At 70.9% G+C, this 20795-nt stretch carries 22 protein-coding genes and 1 tRNA gene; 11 read left to right on the top strand and 12 right to left on the bottom strand.

The genetic code is table 11. The features are described 5' to 3' along the window. Nucleotides 1–208: 208 nt before the first annotated feature. Nucleotides 209–1060 (top strand): N-acetyl-1-D-myo-inositol-2-amino-2-deoxy-alpha-D-glucopyranoside deacetylase, encoded by an 852-nt coding sequence (gene mshB / locus ACTXG6_RS45680; protein ID WP_445190295.1) that lies wholly within the window; start codon nucleotides 209–211, stop codon nucleotides 1058–1060. Nucleotides 1061–1125: 65 nt separating this feature from the next. Here mshB and ACTXG6_RS45675 read toward each other — a convergent pair whose 3' ends face one another. Then, on the bottom strand, nucleotides 1126–1860 hold the full coding sequence (locus tag ACTXG6_RS45675) for a VIT1/CCC1 transporter family protein (RefSeq protein ID WP_445185534.1): 735 nt from the start codon (nucleotides 1858–1860) through the stop codon (nucleotides 1126–1128). Nucleotides 1861–2033: 173 nt separating this feature from the next. Here ACTXG6_RS45675 and ACTXG6_RS45670 point away from each other — a divergent pair, with 173 nt between their 5' ends. Next, nucleotides 2034–2507 (top strand): MauE/DoxX family redox-associated membrane protein, encoded by a 474-nt coding sequence (locus ACTXG6_RS45670; protein ID WP_445190294.1) that lies wholly within the window; start codon nucleotides 2034–2036, stop codon nucleotides 2505–2507. A 25-nt stretch (nucleotides 2508–2532) separates the two neighbouring features. Continuing rightward, nucleotides 2533–3216 carry a DsbA family protein gene (locus ACTXG6_RS45665; protein WP_445185533.1) on the top strand — a complete coding sequence of 228 codons (684 nt, stop codon included), beginning with the start codon at nucleotides 2533–2535 and terminating at the stop codon, nucleotides 3214–3216. A gap of 55 nt (nucleotides 3217–3271) precedes the next feature. Here the strand turns inward: ACTXG6_RS45665 and ACTXG6_RS45660 are convergent, their stop codons facing one another. Then, nucleotides 3272–4621 (bottom strand): phenylacetate--CoA ligase family protein, encoded by a 1350-nt coding sequence (locus ACTXG6_RS45660; protein WP_445185532.1) that lies wholly within the window; start codon nucleotides 4619–4621, stop codon nucleotides 3272–3274. Nucleotides 4622–4704: 83 nt separating this feature from the next. Here ACTXG6_RS45660 and ACTXG6_RS45655 point away from each other — a divergent pair. After that, a tRNA-Ala gene (locus ACTXG6_RS45655) sits at nucleotides 4705–4780 on the top strand. Nucleotides 4781–4848: 68 nt separating this feature from the next. Here ACTXG6_RS45655 and ACTXG6_RS45650 read toward each other — a convergent pair. The 4 genes from ACTXG6_RS45650 to ACTXG6_RS45635 all read right to left on the bottom strand — a co-directional run bounded on the left by ACTXG6_RS45650 (nucleotide 4849) and on the right by ACTXG6_RS45635 (nucleotide 8067). Continuing rightward, nucleotides 4849–5613, bottom strand: a complete 765-nt coding sequence (locus ACTXG6_RS45650) for a DUF2182 domain-containing protein (protein WP_445185531.1) — start codon at nucleotides 5611–5613, stop codon at nucleotides 4849–4851. A 59-nt stretch (nucleotides 5614–5672) separates the two neighbouring features. Beyond that, nucleotides 5673–6329 (bottom strand): DUF1326 domain-containing protein, encoded by a 657-nt coding sequence (locus ACTXG6_RS45645; protein WP_445185530.1) that lies wholly within the window; start codon nucleotides 6327–6329, stop codon nucleotides 5673–5675. A gap of 189 nt (nucleotides 6330–6518) precedes the next feature. Continuing rightward, nucleotides 6519–7142 (bottom strand): phosphatase PAP2 family protein, encoded by a 624-nt coding sequence (locus ACTXG6_RS45640; RefSeq protein ID WP_445185529.1) that lies wholly within the window; start codon nucleotides 7140–7142, stop codon nucleotides 6519–6521. A 73-nt stretch (nucleotides 7143–7215) separates the two neighbouring features. After that, nucleotides 7216–8067, bottom strand: coding sequence for a polysaccharide lyase family 7 protein (locus ACTXG6_RS45635; protein ID WP_445185528.1), 852 nt, complete (start codon nucleotides 8065–8067; stop codon nucleotides 7216–7218). A 361-nt stretch (nucleotides 8068–8428) separates the two neighbouring features. Between ACTXG6_RS45635 and ACTXG6_RS45630 the strand changes: the two genes are divergently transcribed. Then, on the top strand, nucleotides 8429–9178 hold the full coding sequence (locus ACTXG6_RS45630; RefSeq protein WP_445185527.1) for a maleylpyruvate isomerase family mycothiol-dependent enzyme: 750 nt from the start codon (nucleotides 8429–8431) through the stop codon (nucleotides 9176–9178). A 27-nt stretch (nucleotides 9179–9205) separates the two neighbouring features. Here the strand turns inward: ACTXG6_RS45630 and ACTXG6_RS45625 are convergent, their stop codons facing one another. Together ACTXG6_RS45625 and ACTXG6_RS45620 are read right to left on the bottom strand one after the other, a co-directional pair. After that, a complete protein-coding gene (locus ACTXG6_RS45625; protein ID WP_445185526.1) occupies nucleotides 9206–9952 on the bottom strand; it encodes a cache domain-containing protein in 747 nt (248 codons plus the stop codon). Between the two features lie 45 nt (nucleotides 9953–9997). Next, on the bottom strand, nucleotides 9998–10741 hold the full coding sequence (locus tag ACTXG6_RS45620; RefSeq protein ID WP_445185525.1) for a FadR/GntR family transcriptional regulator: 744 nt from the start codon (nucleotides 10739–10741) through the stop codon (nucleotides 9998–10000). Nucleotides 10742–10953: 212 nt separating this feature from the next. On the opposite strand from ACTXG6_RS45620, the gene ACTXG6_RS45615 reads away from it, so the two are divergent. From ACTXG6_RS45615 to ACTXG6_RS45600, 4 genes are read left to right on the top strand one after another with little or no spacing between them, the layout of a single operon-like run. Next, entirely contained in the window at nucleotides 10954–12069 is a 1116-nt protein-coding gene (locus ACTXG6_RS45615; protein WP_445185524.1) for an ABC transporter ATP-binding protein, read from the top strand. Nucleotides 12070–12105: 36 nt separating this feature from the next. Further along, on the top strand, nucleotides 12106–13338 hold the full coding sequence (locus ACTXG6_RS45610; RefSeq protein WP_445185523.1) for an ABC transporter substrate-binding protein: 1233 nt from the start codon (nucleotides 12106–12108) through the stop codon (nucleotides 13336–13338). A gap of 1 nt (nucleotide 13339) precedes the next feature. Beyond that, nucleotides 13340–14236: an ABC transporter permease gene (locus ACTXG6_RS45605; RefSeq protein WP_445185522.1), complete on the top strand. Its 897-nt coding sequence runs from the start codon at nucleotides 13340–13342 to the stop codon at nucleotides 14234–14236. Between the two features lie 10 nt (nucleotides 14237–14246). Then, on the top strand, nucleotides 14247–15053 hold the full coding sequence (locus ACTXG6_RS45600) for an ABC transporter permease (protein ID WP_445185521.1): 807 nt from the start codon (nucleotides 14247–14249) through the stop codon (nucleotides 15051–15053). Nucleotides 15054–15093: 40 nt separating this feature from the next. Here the strand turns inward: ACTXG6_RS45600 and ACTXG6_RS45595 are convergent, their stop codons facing one another. Beyond that, the gene (locus ACTXG6_RS45595; protein ID WP_445185520.1) at nucleotides 15094–15567 is read right to left on the bottom strand and encodes a LysR family transcriptional regulator; all 474 of its coding nucleotides are present in this window, start codon (nucleotides 15565–15567) and stop codon (nucleotides 15094–15096) included. Between the two features lie 3 nt (nucleotides 15568–15570). Beyond that, entirely contained in the window at nucleotides 15571–16356 is a 786-nt protein-coding gene (locus tag ACTXG6_RS45590) for an alpha/beta fold hydrolase (RefSeq protein ID WP_445185519.1), read from the bottom strand. A gap of 243 nt (nucleotides 16357–16599) precedes the next feature. On the opposite strand from ACTXG6_RS45590, the gene ACTXG6_RS45585 reads away from it, so the two are divergent. Further along, the gene (locus ACTXG6_RS45585) at nucleotides 16600–17469 is read left to right on the top strand and encodes an NAD-dependent epimerase/dehydratase family protein (protein ID WP_445185518.1); all 870 of its coding nucleotides are present in this window, start codon (nucleotides 16600–16602) and stop codon (nucleotides 17467–17469) included. A 16-nt stretch (nucleotides 17470–17485) separates the two neighbouring features. Here the strand turns inward: ACTXG6_RS45585 and ACTXG6_RS45580 are convergent, their stop codons facing one another. Then, entirely contained in the window at nucleotides 17486–18373 is an 888-nt protein-coding gene (locus tag ACTXG6_RS45580) for a LysR family transcriptional regulator (protein ID WP_445185517.1), read from the bottom strand. A 79-nt stretch (nucleotides 18374–18452) separates the two neighbouring features. Between ACTXG6_RS45580 and ACTXG6_RS45575 the strand changes: the two genes are divergently transcribed. Beyond that, entirely contained in the window at nucleotides 18453–19295 is an 843-nt protein-coding gene (locus ACTXG6_RS45575) for an oxidoreductase (RefSeq protein ID WP_445185516.1), read from the top strand. A 10-nt stretch (nucleotides 19296–19305) separates the two neighbouring features. Here the strand turns inward: ACTXG6_RS45575 and ACTXG6_RS45570 are convergent, their stop codons facing one another. After that, complete coding sequence (locus ACTXG6_RS45570; protein WP_445185515.1) at nucleotides 19306–20733, bottom strand: LLM class flavin-dependent oxidoreductase; 1428 nt, start codon at nucleotides 20731–20733, stop codon at nucleotides 19306–19308. Between the last annotated feature and the right edge of the window lie 62 nt (nucleotides 20734–20795).

Below are 20795 nucleotides of genomic sequence, written 5' to 3'. Positions count from 1 at the left end.
CGAAGCCGAAACCGGCGGCGAGCAGGAACGCGGCGGTGTCCACAGCGGATCGCCGCGGTGTCGCACCACGGGGCAACGTCACTGAGCTACCGGCCGGCTCGGGACCCGGTTCGTCGGTGAGATGTGGTCAACTCTGTGTATGACCGTGCCCGCTCCCGTGCTGTCCCCGGCGTCCACTCCCACGCCGTCCTCGGATCTTCGCCGGATGGTGCTGGTGCATGCGCATCCCGACGACGAGGCCATCCCGACCGGGGCGACGATGGCCCGGTACGCGGCCGAGGGCGCCTCGGTGTGCCTGGTCACCTGTACCCGGGGCGAGCGCGGCGAGATCGTCACCGAGAAGCTGGCCCACCTGCGGGAGGAGGGGCCGGAGGCGCTCGGCCGGCACCGCGAAGGCGAGCTGGCCGCCGCGCTCGCCGAGCTGGGGGTGCACCGGCACGTCTGGTTGGGCGGCCTCGGTCGCTGGTGGGACAGCGGCATGGTGGGCACCCCGGAGAACGACGATCCGAGGGCGTTCGCCAGGGCCGACCTGAGCGAGGCGGTGCGCGCCATGGTCGAGGTGCTCCGCCGGGAGCGGCCGACCGTGGTGATCAGCGACGACGCGAACGGCAGCTACGGCCACCCCGACCACGTCCAGGCACACCGGGTCACGATGGCCGCGCTGGATCCGGCCGCCGACCCCGGGTACGCGCCCGAGCTCGGCGAACCGTGGCAGGTGCCGAAGGTGTACTGGACGGCGCTGCGGCGCGAGTCGGTGCGCCGGCTGGCGGCCACTATCGGCTTCGACATCGAGGACGACATGCCCGGGGTGCCGGACGAGATGATCGCCGCCGAGGTCGACGGGCGCGAGTATGCCGCCAGCAAGGTGGCCGCGCTGCGTGCGCACTACAGCCAGGTCGACCTCGAGAAGGGCTTCTTCGGCAAGCTGAGCCTGCTCCCGGACTTCGGTGTGGAGCACTTCCGGCTGGTCCGGGGCGAGCGCGGGCCGGCCGGCGAGGGCGAGCACGGCTGGGAGAGCGACCTGTTCGCCGGGCTGGCCGCCAACGGATCGGCGCGGTAGCTGGCCGGCTCAGCCGACCCCGCCGACGCCGCGCCGCCAACGGATCGGCGCGGTAGCTGGCCGGCTCAGCCGACCCCGCCGACGCCGATCAGCGACCCGACGATGAAGGTCGCCCCGGCGGCGATGACGCCGAAGGCCAGTTGGCGCAGCCCGTTGAACCACCAGCTGCGGGCGGTGAACCGGGACACCAGGACCCCGGCCGCGAACAGCCCTGTTCCGCCGACCGCGAGGCTGAGCAGCAACGAGTGCGCGCCGAGCAGGTAGGGCAGCAGCGGGAACAGTGCACCGACCGCAAAGCAGAAGAACGAGGAGATGGCGGCCGTCCAGGGGGAGGGCTGGTCGTCCGGGTTCACCCCGAGCTCCGCGGTGATGTGCTCGCGGACCGCCAGTTCCGGGTTGTTGTGCACCTCTTCGGCCAGCCGTCGGGAGATGTCCTCGGACAACCCCATGCCCTGGTACATCGAGATCAGCTCGGCCTTCTCGGCGTCCGGGTGGCGGCGCAGCTCCTCGCGCTCCACGGCCACCTCGGCCTGCACGGCGTTGTTCTGGGTGTCCACCGAGGCGAACTCGCCGAGCGCCATGGAGAACGCGCCGGCCACCAACCCGGCCATACCGGTCAGCACGATCGTCCGCACGCTCGCGCCGCCGCCGCCCACGCCGGCCACCAGCGCGATGTTCGTGACCAGCCCGTCCATCGCGCCGAAGACCGCGGGTCGCAGCCAACCACCGGACAGGTCGTTGTGCTCGTGACCGATCTCCTCAGGGCCCTGCGTGACATCCGGGGAATTGATCCCGCCCATTGCCGCACCTCCGTGCTCCATAGTACGTCCCCGACTGTCCAAACTGGACTTTGGCGAGCCTTGCCTGGGCCCCTCCAAGGCTGTGCTGAGCTGCATCGGGAGGTGGGTGACGGGCACTCGGCGGCGATCACTAGGCTGCCCCGGTGCCGAGCGACCAAGCGCTGACTGATCAAGTGCGTGGGCGTTCGTGGCTCGACATTGTCGGCACGATCGTGCGGCTCGGCCTGGCCGCTGTCTGGCTGGTGTCCGGCGGGATCAAGGCCGCCGACCCGGACCAGACCTACGTCGCGGTGCGCGCCTACAACGTGATGCCCGATTCCGGCGTCGCGGTGGTGGCCGCCGTGCTCCCGTACCTGGAGCTGGCCCTGGGGCTGTTGTTGCTGCTGGGGCTGGGTACCCGGCTGGTGGCGGCGTTCTCCGGACTGCTCCTGCTGGTGTTCATCGCCGGGGTCGCGCAGGCCTGGGCACGCGGCCTTTCAATCGACTGCGGCTGCTTCGGGGGCGGCGGTGATGTTGCTCCGGACAAGACCAGCTACGGTACTGAGCTGCTGCGGGACTCTGGATTCCTCGTCCTCGCGGCCTGGTTGATGATCCGTCCGCGCACCCTGTTGGCGCTGGACGACGTACTGACTCGCGGCGAGCGCTAGTCGGTGGGCGGAGGAGGTCCCTGAAGTGGCAGCCAAGAGCGGCAGTCGCACGGTCATCTACGTGGTGATCGGTGTGCTGGTGGTAGCCGGGCTCATCGGTTGGACGATCAGCATGGTGCGCAGCAGCTCGCAGACGCAGGTGGCCGCCACGTACACCACGGCGGTCCAGGGTGCGGTCGTCGTCGCGGGCAAGCAGGCCGCGAACACCGTCGACGTCTACGAAGACTTCCTCTGCCCGATCTGCGGTCGGTTCGAGTCGAACTCCGGCGGCGACCTGACCAAGGCGATCAACGACGGCAAGATCCAGGTCCGCTACCACCCGGTGGCCATCCTGAACCGCGCGACGAGCCCCACCGGGTACTCGCTGCGGGCCGCGAGCGCCGCGATCTGCGCGGCCGACGCCGGCTTCTTCCCCGCGTACCACAAGCAGCTGTTCGCCGACCAGCCCGCCGAGGGCTCGGCCGGGCTCACCGACCAGCAGCTGATCGACGAGGCGACCAAGGCCGGTGCCACCCCGCCGGCGAGCTTCAACCAGTGCGTGATCACCGGCAAGTACAAGCTGGCGGTCACCAACGAGACCTCGCGCGCGGCCAAGGACGCCTCGCTGCGGTCACCGGGCTCGACCGGGTTCGGTACCCCGACGGTCATGGTGAACGGCAAGAAGGCCGACCTGTCCGACGACACCTGGTTGACCAACATCACCAAGTGAGCTCCGGCACCCACCGCGGTGGAGAGCCTCGGCGGCGGGTGCCGAACTGGTGTGCCTAGAGCAGTACCTGCCAGCGTTCCGGTACTGCGTCGCCCTCGGTCCAGCGCTCGAGCCGGCGCGCCTTGCCGACCTCGGTGCGCGGCACGGTGCCGGCGGCCACCACGCGCACCTGGCAGCCGACCCCGAGCCGCTCGCGCAATGCCGCCGACAGTTGGTCGCCAAGTGTGACGGTGTCCACCGCCGCGCTCGCCGACTCCACGGCCACCCGCAGCTCGGGGCGGGCCGGCACCCTGCGGTCCTCCACGATCAGGTAGTGCGGGCCGATCCGTTCGTCGGCGAGCAGGACGGCCTCGATCTCGGTGGGGAAGACATTCACGCCCCGGATCACCAGCATGTCGTCGCGGCGCCCGAGCAGCTTGCTCATCCGGCGCAGGGTGCGCGGCGAACCGGAGGCGGGGCCGCTCAGCGTCGCGATGTCGCCGGAGCGGTAGCGCAGCAGCGGCATGCCGGTCTTGGTCAGCGTGCTGAACACCAGCTCGCCCGGGGTGCCGTCACGTACCGGGTGGCCCTCGGCGTCGATCGCCTCGACGTAGAAGTGGTCCTCGGCGACGTTGAGCTGCCCGTCGGAGTCCAGCGACTCGCAGGCCACGCCAGGGCCGATGATCTCGGACAGCCCGTAGATGTCCAGCGCGCGCAGTCCGAGCAGCGTCTCGATCTGGTCGCGCATCGCCGCGGTCCACGGCTCGGCGCCGAAGATGCCGACCTTCAGCGACCCGGTGCCCGGCTCGACGCCCTCGGCCCGCAGCGCCTCGCCGAGGTAGATCGCGTAGGACGGGGTGCAACAGAGCACATCCGGGTGCAGATCGGCGAGCATCCGTAGCTGGCGTTCGGTCATCCCGGCGGACATCGGCAGTACCGTGGCGCCCAGTCGCATGCCGCCGTGGTGGATGCCCTGGCCGCCGGTGAACAGCCCGTAGCCGTAGGCCACCTGGATCACGCTGGACCGGGTCGCGCCGGCGCCGCCCAGCGCCCGTGCCATGACCTCCGCCCAGATCGCCACGTCCACCGCGGTGTAGGGCACCAGTGTCGGGCGGCCGCTGGTGCCGGACGAGCCGTGCAGGCACACCACGTCCTGTTGTCGCACCGCGAGCAGGCCCCACGGGTAGTTGTCCCACAGGTCCTGCTTGGTCACCGTCGGCAGCTTGGCCAGGTCGTCCAGGGAGACGTCGGCGCCGGACCCCACCCCCGCGCTCCGCAGGCGTTGGGCCTGTAGGCCGTCCGCCCGGAGAAGTCGGTCCACCAGCTCGCCCAGCCGCTGTTGCTGCAGCTCCCGGCGTTGCTCCGGCTGGCATCCTTCGGCATCCGGGTCGACCAGGGCCGGCGGCGCGGACTCTGCGGCGGTCACCGGGCGAGCCTAGACGCGAGGTGGCCGAAAAGGGCCCCCCGATTTCAGGCCGTTGTTCATCGTCCGGTAAGTTCAGTGTTCTTGGGGCTGTGGCGCAGCTGGTAGCGCATCACACTGGCAGTGTGAGGGTCAGGGGTTCGAGTCCCCTCAGCTCCACCAGGATTATCTCCCGCTGAGCGGGTCGGTCGACCACAGTTTTGACCACAACCCGCTCAGATCGTGATGGGTCAGTGGTGGTGCGGGGTGACCGCGACTCCGCCGGCGGCTGGTGCGAACAGCTCCGACAAGCCTAGCCAGGCACCGGCGGCGAGCAGGACCAGGCCGACAGGTGCGACGAGCTTCGCGCCGAGTGGCTGGGTCTTCTCGATCATCATCACGGCGGTGAGCGCAACCATCCACCAGATACTGCCCACGCCGATGGCGAACATCACCAGCATCAATCCCCAGCAACAACCCACGCAGAACAAGCCGTGGCGGACACCCAGCGCCCAGGATGCGGCAAGCCCTCGACGGTAGTGCCGGAACAGGAAAGCGCGCGGGTCGCGGCAGGCGCGCAGACAGCGTCGAGTGAGTGGGGTGAACTGCGCCACCCCGGCAAGCCCGAGGGCCCCTGCCAACACCAGACCCTCGCGGTTGCGCAGCCACGCGCTCGCTCCGATCGCCGCATGGACTCCCACGTCCGCGGCCAGCGCCACCCAGGCGAATCCCAGCCAGACCATGAAGTAGGCGGCCAAGAAGACAACCCGAGCGGCGCGGCGGCGCTCGACACCGGCGGTGACGACGGTGAACATCCGGACCATCGGCACGGTCGTGGGCAGCATCATCGCGGCGACCATCACCAACCAGCCACCCGCGAACGTCGCCAGCACCAGTGGCCAGTCGTGGGTGGAGTTCGGCCGGGCGAGTTCGCCGTGCCGGTGGGCCAGCTCGGGGGCATAGATCGCCACGCCGACGAGCAGCAGCCAACACGCGCCCGTGACCGCCCACAGCACCCGGCCTGGGTCGTCAAGAACGCGAGCGCGCGATATCGTCCCGGGCGTATCGCCGCTGGTCATCCCGTTGCTGTGTAGGTGATGTGGTAGTCGGATTGGATGGCGTTACGCCCCTCGAAAGACCAGACCATGCCGTACTGCGGCAGGTTGACGGTGTGGTGACGGGCCCGGGCAATGTAGGCAGGAGAGCCGGGGACGGTCGAGAACAGCGAGTCGCGCAGGGTAGTGATGGTGGTGCCGTCCGGGCTGCGGAACGGTTCCATGTCGGCGGAGAGCACGTCGCCGATGCGCAGTGTGCCGTTGCCGTCGCGGGTCTCGTGGGTGATGGGTGCCCGCTCGATCGCGATCACCTCGCCGACCAAGCCCGCCAGGTCAGCCAGCGGACCGCCGAGGCGGCCGTGGTAGGCGTCGATGATCGCTTGGTATTGCTCGTCGGTGGCGCGGTCGTCGACAAAGCTCACCACCCGCCAACTGCCGGGGGTGAGCACGTTGCCAGGGATGAGGCAGACGTTGATGAATGAGAGGCCGCTCACGTCGATGCCCCGGATGGTGCCGTGCTCGAAGCGGTATGCATTGACGGACTCGCAGCTTCCTCCGTCCGGGTCCGCGCCGATCCAGCAGGGACACAGCACCCCGCAGGAGCAGGCTTCGAGGAGCGTCCCTTCCAGGTCGTAGACGACATCGGTGGCGGCTGGAGCTGGCTCGGTGGCAGTCATGGTGTTTCCTTGCGTCGGTCGACGACTGGGCGGGTACTCAACCGATTCACCTTGTTGGTGCAGTTCAGGGCCTTGACCTCAGCGCACCGGCCGGTCCATGTCTATACGTCATTCTGCGCATCCCGCGAGCGAGCGTTCACGACTCTCGCGACGGGGTCATCGCACGGGGACAACGGCCAAGCTCAGCCCTTAAGAAGCTCCGGGGGCCGACCCCGCGAGCGCGGTTCGCGGCGTGGCTGTGATGAGGGGCCGGAAGACGGTCTGGTCCGCCGCGCCGAGCAGGCGAACGAGGGGCCGACGGACGAGCAGGAAACTGACGAGGCTGACCGCCGCGCCGAGCAGCAGTCCGGCGAGGACGTCGTAGGGGTAGGCCGCGGCGATGTAGATGCGGGCGAATGCCATGACCAGTGCGGCGAGCGCGGTCCAGTAGCCGAGCCGGCGGCTGGCCAGGAACAGGGTGGCGGTGACTGCGCCGCCGATGACGGCGTGGTCGCTGGGGAACCCCGGGGCGAGGCTGTGCTGGGCGAGGGTCAGCAGGTCGGGATAGACCATGTAGGGGCGGCGTTCGGCGAAGTGGGCCGTGATCGGTTGGTTGACCGCGAGTGCCAGCAGCATGCCGATCGGGGTCCACAGCGTGGCCGCGACGGCCCGGGGGTCCGATCGCTGCCGGGCGAACCACCAACCGGCGAGCATGAGCTCGGCGAAGACCACGAAGCCAGCCACGGTGGCATAGCTCGACATGGCGGTCTGGAGCCACGGTGTGGACCGGGCCAGCGCGTTGATGGTCAGCAGGAGCTGGATGTTGCTGGGCATGGGGACGTCCTCACGGGGAGTGCGAGGGAGCGGTCACCTCAACTGCGAGGCCTGCCTGCACCGGTGCGTCGTGTCACGGGGTGGTGGGTTGTTGGGCGAGGCGGTGGAAGATGACCCGGCCGCCGTCCTGGGCCCCGCCGGGGTCGTCGGCCTGTTGGTAGTCGCCGGCCTGGAAACGCACCGTCGCACCTTGGAACAGGGCTGGGACGGGCGCCGTGGTCTGGCGGGTCTGGCCGTTGTAGGTCGCGGAGAAGGTCATGCTGCCGTTGCCGAGGTCGGCGAGGGTGTAGTCGATCTCGCTGTTGAGTCCGACGTTGTCCAGCAGCGGGTAGTTGATGAGCCGCCCGCCTTTCTGGGCCTGCTTGACCACGACCCGGAGCTTGTTCTTCTCGAAGCGCAGCATCACGTAGGGCACCGAGCTGATGTCGTCGGCCCCGTGGATCTGGCCCAGGATGATGCCGCCGCCGTCCTGCGGTACCTGCAGCAGCGTGACCGAGGCGGTCATGGTGTGGGGGCCGGTGCCGGCCTTGAAGTTGGTGAGGCTCTGCAGCTCGGTGCGGGGGTGGTCGGAGTTCTTGGTGGTCGCCCCCGAGGTGGGTGCCCAGAACATCAACCCGCCGTCGGGAGTGGCCGCGAGCCAGGGCTCCTTGAGGGTCGCCGGCTCGATCGACGCGGCGTTACCGTCGTCGTTCTCCTCGGGGATGCTCAGCTTCCAGGCGCTGAGGTCGATGCCCGGTGGGGGGAGCGGCGGTGGGCTGGCCGCCGTCGCCGGCGCGGCGGTCTGCGATTGAGGTCCGCCGCTGCCGGAGCTGGCCAGGGCGATCCACAGTCCGCCGCCGAGCAGCACGACCAGGGCCACGGCGATCACTTGCCAGCGGCGCTCACGCAGTGCCGAGAGCCTGCTGGGGAGTCCTTGCTGCCTCACCACGCCCACGCTAGCGCGGGCACTCACCGTGACCGCGGGCCGGCCCCGCTCACGCCGGTGGGCCGGGACGGGAGTGCCCCGACCGGCTCTTATGATCGCGGCATGCCGGGGGAGCGGGCGTAGCAGCGCCTGCTGCTGGACACGATGACGGCGGACCTGCTCGCGGTCCATCACGTGGCCGCCGCGCTGCGCCCGGCGCACACCCCGGCCTGAGCGCGCCGTCAGCGAACTGGCTGGTGGAACTGGCCGGGCGAACTGACCGGGCGAACTGACCGGGCGAACTGGCCGGGCGAACTGGCCGGGCGAACTGGCCGGGCGTATTCACCGGGCCGACGACCGCGCGGAGCGCTATCGTCCGGCCGTGGACTACACCGCCGCACTGTTCGAGCAGAACCGACTGCTCGGCGAGCTCATTCACCGCGCCGACCAGTCGGTCCGGGTGCCCACCTGTCCGGAGTGGACGCTCCAGCAGCTGGTCAGGCACGTCGGCCGGGGCGACCGCTGGGCCGCCACGATCGTGGCGGAGCGGTCGGAGACTGTGATCGACCCGCGCAGCGTGGCGAACGGCAAGCCGCCCGAGGACGCCGACGGCGCCCTCGCCTGGCTGCACGGCAGCGCCGGTGCGGTGGTCGACGCCGTGGCGCAGGTGGGCGCCGACACCAAGGTGTGGACCTTCATCGGGCCGAAGCCGGCCGAGTGGTGGATCCGGCGCAGGCTGCACGAGTCGACCGTGCACCGGGCGGACGCGGCGATCGCGCTCGGCGCCGACTACGACCTGTCGCCGGAGTTGGCGGCGGACGGCGTGTCGGAGTGGCTGGACCTGGTCACCGCGCGACCGAGGTCCGATGCCCCGCCGGTGCTCGAGGACGGGCTCACGCTGCACCTGCATGCCACCGACGGCGACCTCGGCCCCGACGGCGAGTGGATGATCCGGAGCAGCGGCGGCTCGGTCTCCTGGGAGCACGGGCACGGCAAGGGCACGGCCGCGGTCCGTGGCCGTGCGAGCGATCTGCTGCTCGCCGTGCTGCGTCGCAGCTCGGCCGGTGGGGAAGTCGAGATCATCGGGGACGCGGCGGTCTGGGCGAACTGGTTGGCCCGCACCCCGTTCTGACCGAGCGCCGGGTCAGCGAGCGCCGGGTCAGCGAGCGGTGACCAGCAGGGCGACCGGGGCGTCGCCGCAGCGGCGCAGCGTCGTGCCGGGCCGCCTGACGGACTCCTCGCCGGTCGTCCACCAGGCCGGGATGTCCAGCTCGCGGACCAGCGACCCGGTGGCCTGGCGCGCGGAGGTGGACACGATCACCCGGCCCTGGGCGTTCACCAGGGCCGCCCGGGCATGCTGCTCCACAGCGAGTGCGTGCAGCTTGGGCAGCGTGGTGTGCTCGAACTCCCGGACGAAGACGTCGGCGCCGACCACACCGGCGAAGTCCTCCGCGCCGCGCACCGGGAGGGTGAAGGTCAGGGTGTACTCGTCGGTGCACAGGTAGTCGACGTAGGGGCCGGTGATGTGCCGGCGCCCGGTGTCGCGCGGCACGGTGAACCAGGACTGGCGGGTGTAGTCGAGGAAGTACTCGCTGGCCGGGTCCAGGCTGATGAACAGCTGGGTGGGTGTGCCGCTGGGCGCGCTGGTCCACCACTCGAAGCCGAACTGCTGGTCGGCCAGTAGCCGAGGCGCGGCGATGAACCCGGCGCCGACGACCAGTCCGCCGAGCAGCTCGACCACCTGCGGACGCAGTCGGTCCAGGTCGGCGCCGGTGGTGTCGCCCGGCTCGGCGAGCAGTGTCTCGGCGGCGGCCAGCAGCGGCTTGAGGCCGGCGAAGACCCCTTCGACGATGCCGGAGACCTGCGCGACGACCTCGTCCCCGGGCCGCGTCCGCGTGTCGTTCACGATGCTCACCTCGCGATAGGCGGAGCGATAGGCGGATGCCGCAGCTTACGGATCAATCAACTCCAGGTGCAGCACCGCCAGCCGGTCGATGGCGTCGAGAATATGTTCCTCGGTGAGCGTGCGGGCCAGGTCCCCGTCCCCCCGGGCGATGGCGCCGACGATCGCGCCGTGCACGGCGTACCCGGCCTCCGGGTCGTCCCGGTGGCCGATCGGCAGCCACAGCAAGCCACCCTGCTCGCCCTGCAGCAGCAGTTCTTGGTGGGTCAGCCGCGGTGACTGGGCGGCGGCGGCCACCTCCAGGTGGAAGTGCCGCTCGGCGCGGGAGGCCGCCGGACCGGTTGCGGCGCGGATGTCCTCGGCGGCCAGTTCGAGCCGGACCAGGTCCTCGGCGGAGCTGCGTTCGGCCGCCAGCCTGGCCGCCGCCCCGGCCACCGCGATGTAGTGGTCGCCGACGTCGCGCAGGTCGGCGAGCGACACCGCGCGCAGCCGCTCCCGCCAGGGCGCCACCGGCGAGTCGGCCGGCGCCCGGACGAAGCTGCCACCGCCCCGGCCCCGGCGGGTCTCCACCAGGCCGTGTTGGCGCAGCGCGACCAGCGCCTCCCGCACAGTCACCGTGGACACCCCGAACTGGGCGGCCAGCTCGGTCTCGGTGGGCAGTTGCTCGGCGTCGGCGAGCAGGCCGAGGGTGATCGCGTCCACCAGCCGCCGGGTGACCGCCTCGGCCCGGCCGGTCTGGTCCAGCGGCGCGAACAGGGCGGCCCGCGCGCCGTGCGACATCCGCTTGACCATCTGGTTCCCCTACCCGGCGGAGTGGTGGAGGGCCGGGTCGAACCCACGTTACCCCGTTGTCATATGAAATATGGTCTTATATGTTTTACCTCTTGACGGTGTCTCAGGTGATTGTCGCGAGTCCACCGGCCACGGACGGGCGATGCGGTCCGCGGCGAAGCTCGACTTCGGCTGCGTGTGGATCAATACTCCCCAGGACGGAGAGGCCCGACATGCCCAATCAGGCGCCCACGCTGCCCCGCGAGGACCCCACGCCCGCGTCGGCCGGCGCCGAACCGGCCATCCGGCTGCGCGGGCTGCGCAAGGAGTTCGGCCCGGTGCGCGCGGTGGACGGGGTCGACCTGGACATCCCGGCCGGCGAGTTCTTCTCCATGCTCGGGCCGTCCGGGTCGGGCAAGACCACCGTGCTGCGGCTGATCGCCGGTTTCGAGCTGCCCACCGGCGGGACGATCGAGCTCGACGGGCGCGAGGTCAGTCGGCTGCCACCGTTCGACCGGGACGTCAACACGGTCTTCCAGGACTACGCGCTGTTCCCGCACATGTCGGTGCTGCAGAACGTCGAGTACGGGCTCCGGGTCAAGCGGGTGCCCAAGGGCCCGCGCCGCGAGCGTGCCCTGGACGCGCTGCGCTCGGTACACCTGAGCGACCATGCCGAGCGCAAGCCGTCCCAGCTCTCCGGCGGCCAGCGCCAGCGGGTGGCGCTCGCCAGGGCGTTGGTCAACCGGCCGAAGGTGCTGCTGCTCGACGAGCCGCTCGGCGCCCTCGACCTCAAGCTGCGCCTGGCGATGCAGACCGAGCTCAAGGCGCTGCAGCGCGAGGTCGGCATCACCTTCATCTTCGTCACGCACGACCAGGACGAGGCGCTCACCATGAGCGACCGGATCGCGGTGTTCAACGAGGGCCGCATCGAGCAGGTGGGCACCCCGGTGGAGGTCTACGAGCACCCGGCCAGTGCGTTCGTCGCCGGCTTCGTCGGCACCTCGAACCTGATCAGTGGGCATGCCGCCGAGGCGGTGATCGGCCGGCCCGGGGTGTTCAGCATCCGGCCGGAGAAGATCCGGGTGGACGGCGACCTGTCGCAGCCGGCGGGCGACGGCGAGACCAGCGCCACCGGCACCCTCACCAACGTCGTCTACGCGGGCGCCACGATGCGCTACGAGGTGTCGTTGGACGCGGGCGGGCAGCTCGCGGTGCTCCAGCAGAACACCGAGGGCCGGCGGAACGCCTCCGCTGGGACCACCGGACGCGACGAGCCGTTCCGCACCGACACCCGGGTTCGGCTGAGCTGGCGCCACGAACACAACGTCCGGGTCCCGGACCAGCGGTAGGTCCTGATGCTCCTGCTCCTCACCGAAAGGCCTGTCATGAGAAATCGGAAACTGCTGCTCGCCGGCGTGCTGTGTGCCGGCCTGCTGGCGGCCGCCTGCGGGACCTCCTCCACCGGTGGCGGTGGTGGTGGTGGTGGTGGTGGTGGTGGTGGTGGCGCGCCCAGTCCGCAGGGCTTCACGCCGCCCAACCTGCCGGCGCTGGATCAGCTCGGGAAGCCGGAGGGGCAGCTCAGCGTGCTGGCCTGGCCGGGCTACGCGGAGAACGGCTCCAACGACCCGAAGGTCAACTGGGTCACCCCGTTCGAGCAGCAGACCGGGTGCAAGGTCAGCGTCAAGACCTTCGGCACCTCCGACGAGGCGCTGAGCCTGATGAAGACCGGCCAGTACGACGTGGTGTCGGCCTCGGGCGACGCGTCGCTGCGGCTGATCGCCTCCGGTGACGTCGAACCGGTGAACACCTCGCTGGTGCCGAACTACGCCGACGTGCAGCTGTTCCTCAAGAACAAGCCGTGGAACAGCGTGAACGGCGTGCCCTACGGCATCCCGCACGGCTGGGGCGCGAACCTGCTGGCCTGGCGCACCGACCTGGTGACCCCGGCGCCGACGTCCTGGTCGGTGATGTTCGACCCGGCCTCGCCGTACAAGGGCAAGATCGTCGCGTACGACTCGCCGATCTACATCGCCGACGCCGCGCTGTACCTGATGCGCCACCAGCCCGACCTGGGCATCAAGAACCCCTACGCGCTGGACCAGAAGCAGTTCCAGGCCTCGGTGGACCTGCTCAAGCAGCAGCGCGGTCTGGTCAGCGAGTACTGGTCGGACTACCTCAAGGAGGCGCAGTCGCTGAAGAACGGTGACGCGGTGGTCGGCACCGCGTGGCAGGTGACGGTCAACCAGGTCAAGCACGACGGCGGGCCGGTCGACTCCACGCTGCCCAGCGAGGGCGCCACCGGTTGGTCGGACACCTGGATGGTGGCGACCAAGTCCGCGCACAAGACCTGCGCCTACGACTGGATGAACTACATCGTCAGCCCGAAGGCGAACGCGCAGGTCGCGGAGTACTTCGGTGAGGCCCCGGCGAACGCCAAGGCGTGCGCCGAGACCACCGACAAGACCTTCTGCGACTCCTACCACGCGAACGACCCGGACTTCGCCTCGAAGATCTTCTACTGGACGACGCCGATCACCCAGTGCCTGGACGGGCGCACCGATACCCAGTGCACCGACTACGCCGAGTGGACCAAGGCCTGGACCGAGATCAAGGGCTGACATGACTGTTGCGGGCGCGCCGGGGCAGGCCGGCGTCCGGCGTCGCGTCGCGGCGTTCCTGTACCGCACACCGGGGCTGCGCCTGAGCATGCTGCTGTCCGCGCCGCTGCTCTGGCTCGGGTTGGCGTACCTGGGGGCGCTGGCCGCGCTCTTCATCACGGCGTTCTGGTCGGTGGACAGCTTCACCGGCCAGGTTCAGGTGAGCTGGTCGCTGGACAACTTCATCTCGCTGTTCACCGACTCGGTGTACCGGACGATCACGCTGCGGACCCTTGGCATCGCGGTGCTGGTGACGGTGATCGACGCGGTGATCGCCTTCCCGATGGCGTTCTGCATGGCGCGCTTCGCCTCGCCGGCCGCCCAGCGGGTACTGGTGATCGCGGTGCTGACCCCGCTCTGGGCGTCGTACCTGGTCAAGGCGTACGCGTGGCGCACCATGTTCTCCGGTAACGGGTTCCTGAACTGGGCGTTGGCCCCGCTCGGGCTGCACAGTCCCGGCTATGGGGTGACCGCGACGGTGATCACGTTGTCCTACCTGTGGCTGCCGTACATGATCCTGCCGATCTACGCCGGGCTGGAGCGGCTGCCGGAGTCGCTGCTGGCCGCCTCCGGCGACCTGGGGGCCAAGCCGCTGCGCACGTTCCGGTCGGTGGTGCTGCCGCTGGCCTTCCCGGCGGTGGTGGCCGGTTCGATCTTCACCTTCTCGCTGTCGCTCGGCGACTACATCGCGGTGACCATCGTGGGCGGCACCAGCCAGATGCTCGGCAACGTGGTCTACAGCAACATCGGCGCGGCGAACAACCTGCCGTTCGCGGCCACGGTGGCGCTGGTGCCCGTGGTGATCATGCTGGTCTACCTGGCCGCCGTGCGCCGCACCGGCGCGCTGGACAACCTCTAGGGAGCGGCCGGTGACTGTTTCCAGGACGACCAGGCTGCTGCTCTGGGGTGCCCTCGCGGTGGGCCTCGCGGTGATCTACATCCCGCTGCTGGTGGTGCTGCTCAACTCGTTCAACGCGGACACCGCGTTCGGCTGGCCGCCGTCCGCGCTCACCCTGGAGTGGTGGTCCCGGGTGACCGGCAACGCGGGCGCGCTGAACGCGCTGTGGACCAGCGTGCGGGCCGGCGTGGCGGCGACCGCGATCGCCCTGGTGCTCGGCACGATGGCCGCGTTCGCCCTGCAGCGCTACCGGTTCTACGGGCGGGACTCGGTGTCGCTGCTGCTGATCCTGCCGATCGCGCTGCCCGGCATCGTCACCGGTATCGCGCTGAACAACGCCTTCCGCACGATCCTGGGCATCAACCTCGGGCTGTTCACCGCGATCGTCGCGCACGCCACCTTCTGCATCGTGGTGGTGTTCAACAACGTGGTGGCCAGGCTGCGCCGGATGGGCAGCAGCCTGGAGGAAGCCTCCATGGACCTGGGCGCGGACGGCATCACCACGTTCCGGCTGGTGACCTTCCCGATGCTGCGCTCGGCGTTGCTGGCCGGTGGTCTGCTGGCCTTCGCGCTGTCCTTCGACGAGATCATCGTGACCACGTTCACCCTCGGTACCGGCATGGAGACGCTGCCCATCTGGATCCTGAACAACCTGTTCCGGCCGAACCAGGCGCCGATCGTCAACGTGGTCGCCGCGGTGCTCGTGGTGATCTCCACGGTGCCGGTGTACCTGGCCCAGCGGCTGTCCGGCGACACCGCGGGCGGCGGCCGCCTCTAGCCCGCGCGCCCTGGCGCGGCCGGACCGGCGCGGCCTGTTGTTACCGAGCTGCACACCAGGCAGGTTGCGGGCGCCGAAAACCTGCCTCCTGTGCAGCTCGGTAACAGCCCGCGGGGCACGGGCTGTGCCGGCCGCCGGCAACGGTCACGTGTCGGCGATGAGCTTGCCGGCCGCCCCCCAGCTGTCGGTGGGTACCTCGTGGATCCAGACCTGCACGCTCTCGGGCGGGACGGAGAGGGCGTTGATGCAGCTGGCCGCCGCGCACCCGGTCCAGCCTAACTTGGGTCCGGGCGTACTCCAGCTCGACGGTGAGCTCGGGCACCAGGGCGGCGAGTGCCCCGAGTACCTGGTCCAGCCGGTCACCCAACCCCTCGCTGGTACCCACTCGGATGGCCACCAGCCGGCGGATCTGCTGGCTGACCGCGGGCTGCACGATGGTCAGCCGCTCGGCGGCCCGTCCGAAGTGCAGCTCCTCGGCGACCGTGACGAAGTAGCGCAGCTGCCGCAGCTCCACCCGCTAGGCGAACTCGGTGAGGAACTTCCGCAGGTGCGGGTTGACCGCCTCCGGGTCGGTGAGGCTCAGGAAGTGTGCGCCGCCGTCCACCACGACGAGCGGCTCGGCGTGCGCGACCCCCTCGACGATCTCGGCCCCGCGACAGACCGGGTAGGCCGCGTCGGCGGACCCGTGCATCGCCAGCACCGGGCAACGCACCTCGGCGAGGCGGGTGAGCAGCCCGTCGCGGTGCACCAGGGTGGCCATGATGCGGCTGAACTTTTCGGCCGGCACCGTGCTCCACTTGGCCTTCCACGACGTGGCGTCGGCGGTGCCGAGGCAGATGTTGGCGATCATGTCCAGCAGCTGGTCGGCCGGCCCCTGGTCGGACCAGGTCGAGACGAGCTCCCGGTAGCCGGCGGCGACCTTGGCGTCCTCGGCCGCCGCCGAGGTGCCCAGCACGGCCAGTGCACTGACCCGCTCCGGTGCGGTGAGGGCCATCCGCAGCCCGATGAACCCGCCCTGGCTGGTGCCGATCACGGCGGCCTTGGGCAGCCCGAGCTCGTCGAGCAGGGCCAGCACGTCGTCGGCCACGTCCCAGTAGTCGAACGACTCGTCCGCGGGGGTGCCCCCGTGACCACGCTCGTCGACGGCGATGAGCCGGAACTCGCGGCCCAGCGCGGCGACCTGTGGGGCGAACATCTCCAGGTCCATCAGGAAGCTGTGCAACAGGACGACCGGCGCGCCGGTGCCGCCGTAGTCGACGAAGTGCAGCCGCTGGCCGCCGTTGACGGTCACCGTCGAACCCATGATCGCTCCTGTTCCGCGGCCCGGGTCGTGCCCGGGTACTGCGCTGACGAACCCTACGGCCTCCCGGTGGAACAGGCGAGGAGCACCCACGCCCGCTGACCTTCGCTGCCCGGCGGGGCTGGCTCGGTCGGAGATGCCCAGGAGGTATCAGCGAGGACCGAACAGGTCTTGGACGCCGGCCGCCTCCGGGTCGCACAGTGGATCTCGAGAGTTCGGTGTTGGCAGCTGAAGGGGCTGGTTCGGATGCGAGTGTTCGTCACGGGTGGTTCGGGGTACATCGGTCGACCCACCATCGAGGCGCTGCGCCGGCGCGACATCGAGGTGTCCGCACTCGTCCGCAGTGACGAGTCGGCACAGCTGGTGGCCGGGCTCGGCGCCACCCCGGTGCGGGGCGGGCTCACCGACCTGGCAGTGCTGCGCGACGCGGCGGCGGCGGCCGACGGGGTGATCCACCTCGGCCAGCATTACGGCCCGGACACCGCCGACGTCGACCGGGCGGCCAGCGAGGCGATGTTGGACGGGCTCGGCGACCGGGGCAGCTACGTGCACACCGGCGGTGTCTGGGTGTACGGCGACACCGAGGGTGTGGTGGACGAGGACGCGCCGTTCCGGGCACCCGCGCTGACCGCCTGGCGAGCGGAGAACGAGAAGCGCGTGCTGGCCAGGGCCGGCAACGGCGGGCACCCGGTGCTGGTGATGCCCGGCGTGGTCTACGGCCGCTCCGCCGGTCTGGTCGAGGGGTTCTACGCCGCGCCGGGGCGCACCGAGGGATCGGTGCCGTGCGTCGGGGACGGCGCCAACCACTGGTCGGTGGTGCACGTGGAGGACATCGCCGAGCTGTACGTGCTCGCGCTGAGCGCGCCGGCCGGTGCGGTGTACGCCGGGGTGCTCGAGCAGTACCCGACCCAGGCGGAGGTGGCCGCCGCGGTGGCCCGGTCCATCGGCATTCCCGGCCAGGTCGCCGCGCTGAGCCTGGCGGAGTCCGTGGAGCGGATGGGTCCGATCGCCGAGGCGTTCGCGCTGGACCAGCGGGTCACCGCCGCCCGGGCCCGGGACCAGCTCGGCTGGCGGCCGGCGCACACCGACCCGCTGGCCGAGCTCGCCGAGGGCTGAGTCACCGGCTCGCCGGTCAGCCGCGTGCCGGCCAGCCGGCCAGGAAGACGTGACAGCGCTGGGCGGCGGGGCCGAGCGGGCGGTCCACCAGGTGCAGCAGGCCGACCGGGCGGTCGATCGGCGCCGGCAGTACCGGGTGCACCACCACCGGGCGCCCCGGTGCCTCGGCAACCGAGCGGGCCAGCAGGGCCACGCCGAGTCCGTGGCTGACCAGCTCGCGGACCTGCGGCACGATGTTCGTCTCGTACCGCACCCGAGGGGTGAACCCGGCCGCCGCGCAGGCCTGGTCGAGGAGGCGACGCAGCCCGCTGGCCGCCGGCAGGCAGGCGAAGGTGTCCTCCCGGACCGCGTCCATGGCCAGCGCACCGAGCCCGGCCAGGGGGTGGTCCGGCGCGGTGATCAGCACGAGCTCGTCGGTGAACAGCGGCCGGGCGGCGATCCGCCCTGGTAGGTCGGCCGGCAGTGGGCCGATCGCCAGGTCGATCACGTCGGCGTCCAGGTCGGCCACCAGTTGGCTCAGCCGCCCGGACCGCAGCGACAGCTCCACCTCGGGGAACCGGCGGTGGAACGCGGCGAGCGCGGCGGCCAGCTCGAACGGGCCGGTGGCCTGGATCGACCCCAGCCGCACGCGGCCGCGCAGCTCGCCGGCCAGCCGTGCCAGGTCGTCCCGGGCGCCGTCCAGCTCGTCGAACGTGCGCCGGGCCCGGGCCAGCACCAACTCACCCGCCCTGGTCAGCCGCACCCGCCGGGTGGTGCGTTCCAGTAGCGCCACGCCCAGCTCCGCCTCCAGCCGGCGGACCTGGGCGGACACCGCCGGCTGGGCGATCCGTAGCTGCTCGGCGGCCCGGGTGAACCCGCCGTAACGGACCACCGCCTCGAAGTAGACCAGTTGGCGCAGTTCCATCTATTCATAATCACCTGCGATGAGTCCTAGAACAAAGCTGTCTTGGACTTCTGAGTCGGACCGGTCGCACGATGGCCGTATGACTGATGTCTGGTTCATCACCGGCGCCTCCACCGGCCTCGGCCGCACCCTGGCCGAGACCGTGCTGGCGCACGGCGACCGGGTGATCGCCACCGCCCGCAACGTCGCCGCCCTCGACGACCTCACCGGCCCCGACCCCGACCCCGACCGCGTGATCCGGCTGCCGCTGGACGTGACCGACCCCCCGCGGGTCCGCGCCGCGGTGGCCGAGGCCATCGAGCGGGCCGGCGCCATCGACGTGCTGGTCAACAACGCCGGCCACGGGCTGGTCGGCGCACTGGAGGAGCTCACCGACGAGCAGTTCGCCCGGGTCATGGGGACCAACGTGTTCGGTGTGTTCGCGGTGACCCGGGCGGTGCTGCCGCACATGCGGGCCCGCCGGCGCGGCCACATCGTGCAGCTCTCCTCGGTGGGCGGCGTGGTCGGCAACCCCGGGCACGCGGCGTACGCGACCGCGAAGTTCGCCGTGGAGGGTTTGTCCGAGGCGCTGGCCGGCGAGGTCGCACCGTTCGGCGTCCGGGTCACCATCGTGGAGCCCGGGCCGTTCCGCACCGGCTTCGCCGGCCGCTCGATGAACTTCGCCGAGCCGATCGACGACTACCGGGACACCCCGGCCGGTGCGCTGCGGGCCCGGTTCTCCGCGCAGGACGGCGTGCAGCCCAACGACCCGGTGCGGGCCGCCGAGGCGATCATCACCGCTGTCCGGGACAGCTCCTCACCGCTGCGGCTGCCGCTCGGCCCGGAGGCGGTGAGCCGGATCCGGCAGAAGCTGCGGAGCCAGCTCGCCGACATCGAGGCCTGGGAGAAGGTGTTGCTGGACACCCGGTTCCCGGACAGCTGACCGGCGGGGTTCAGCCGGTCGCGGTCGCGGTCGCGGTCGCGGTCGCGGTCGCCGGGATCGTGGACGCCTCGCCGCCGACCCGGTAGGTGGCGCCGCGGTGTTCCGCCGGCAGCCGGTCGCCGCGGCCGAGCAGCTTGTTGCGCAGCGTGCCGCCGGTGTACTCGGTCGGGTAGGCGCCGCGGCGCTGCAGCTCGGGGATCAGGTGGTCGACCAGGTCCTGGAAGGTGCCCGGGGTGATCGCGTAGGCCAGGTTGAAGCCGTCCACGTCCGTCTCGTCCACCCAGGACTGCAGCTCGTCGGCCACCGTCGCCGCCGAGCCGACCACCCTCGGCCCCATCCCGCCGATGCCGCCCCAGGCCGCGATGTCGCGGACCCGCCACTCCCGGCCGTCCGCGTCGGCCTGCTGGAACGCGGCGACCGCGGACCGGATCGCGTTGCTCTCCACGTCGCCGATCGGGTCGTCCAGGTCGTAGCGGGACAGGTCGATGCCCATCCAGCCGGACATGAACACCAGCGAGCCCTCGTCGCTGGCGTAGCCCTGCAGCTGCTCGTGCTTGGCGTGGGCGGCGGCGTCGGTGGCGTCGGTGATCACCGTCTGCAGGTTGAAGATGCGGGCGCTGTACGGGTCGCGGCCGGCGCGCTTGAGCTGGTGGCGGATGTCCGCGACGGTCTCCTTCAGCAGCGCCTTGGTGGGCGCCGCGGTGAAGATCGCCTCCGCGTTCTCGGCGGCGAAGCGGCGGCCCCTGGGGGACGCGCCGGCCTGGTAGATCACCGGGGTGCGCTGCGGCGACGGCTCGGCCAGGTGGATGCCGGGCACCGTGAAGTGCTTGCCGTGGTGGCCGATCGGGTGCACCTTCGCCGGGTCGGTGAATACGCCGCGCACCGGGTCGCGCAGTACCGCGCCGTCCTCCCAGGAGCCCTCCCAGAGCTTGTAGAGCACCTCCAGGTACTCGTCGGCGTGGTCGTAGCGGTCGTCGTGTTGCAGCTGGTCGTCGTGGCCCATGTTGCGCGCGCCGGACGGCAGGTAGCCGGTCACCACGTTCCAGCCGATCCGGCCGTTCGTGATGTGGTCCAGGGTGCTCATCCGCCGGGCGAACGGGTACGGGTGCTCAAACCCGGTCGCGGTGGTGATGCCGAAACCGAGGTTGCCCGTCACGTGCGCCATCGCCGAGACCAGCAGCAACGGATCGTTCACCGGCACCTGGGCGGCCTGGCGGATAGCCGCCTCGGGGGTGCCCGCGTACACGTCGTAGGTGCCCAGCACGTCGGCGATGAACAGGCCGTCGAACAGGCCGCGCTCGAGCAGCTGGGCCAGGTCGGTCCAGTAGGACAGGTCCTTGTACCGCCAGGACTGGTCGTCGGGGTGGCGCCACAGCCCGGGGGACTGGTGGGCGACACAGTTCATGTCGAAGGCGTTCAGCCGGATATGACGGGTCACGGTGTGCTCCGCAAGGGTCGACGCTGCAGGGGAGGGCGGGGACGTCAGTGGTGACGACAGCG

It is taken from the genome of Pseudonocardia sp. Cha107L01, assembly GCF_052566575.1.
Note: the sequence above shows the minus strand (reverse complement) of the source record. Positions and strands in the feature narration are given on the sequence as shown.

Excerpts from the sequence above, each read along its gene's own strand:
- ACTXG6_RS45615 (WP_445185524.1), top strand. The coding sequence starts at position 10,954 with ATGCCCAATCAGGCGCCCACGCTGCCCCGCGAGGACCCCACGCCCGCG.
- ACTXG6_RS45645 (WP_445185530.1), bottom strand. The coding sequence starts at position 6,329 with ATGACTGCCACCGAGCCAGCTCCAGCCGCCACCGATGTCGTCTACGAC.
- ACTXG6_RS45675 (WP_445185534.1), bottom strand. The coding sequence starts at position 1,860 with ATGGGCGGGATCAATTCCCCGGATGTCACGCAGGGCCCTGAGGAGATC.
- ACTXG6_RS45575 (WP_445185516.1), top strand. The coding sequence starts at position 18,453 with ATGACTGATGTCTGGTTCATCACCGGCGCCTCCACCGGCCTCGGCCGC.
- ACTXG6_RS45620 (WP_445185525.1), bottom strand. The coding sequence starts at position 10,741 with ATGGTCAAGCGGATGTCGCACGGCGCGCGGGCCGCCCTGTTCGCGCCG.
- ACTXG6_RS45590 (WP_445185519.1), bottom strand. The coding sequence starts at position 16,356 with ATGGGTTCGACGGTGACCGTCAACGGCGGCCAGCGGCTGCACTTCGTC.
- ACTXG6_RS45580 (WP_445185517.1), bottom strand. The coding sequence starts at position 18,373 with ATGGAACTGCGCCAACTGGTCTACTTCGAGGCGGTGGTCCGTTACGGC.
- ACTXG6_RS45605 (WP_445185522.1), top strand. The coding sequence starts at position 13,340 with ATGACTGTTGCGGGCGCGCCGGGGCAGGCCGGCGTCCGGCGTCGCGTC.
- ACTXG6_RS45610 (WP_445185523.1), top strand. The coding sequence starts at position 12,106 with ATGAGAAATCGGAAACTGCTGCTCGCCGGCGTGCTGTGTGCCGGCCTG.
- ACTXG6_RS45640 (WP_445185529.1), bottom strand. The coding sequence starts at position 7,142 with ATGCCCAGCAACATCCAGCTCCTGCTGACCATCAACGCGCTGGCCCGG.
- ACTXG6_RS45585 (WP_445185518.1), top strand. The coding sequence starts at position 16,600 with ATGCGAGTGTTCGTCACGGGTGGTTCGGGGTACATCGGTCGACCCACC.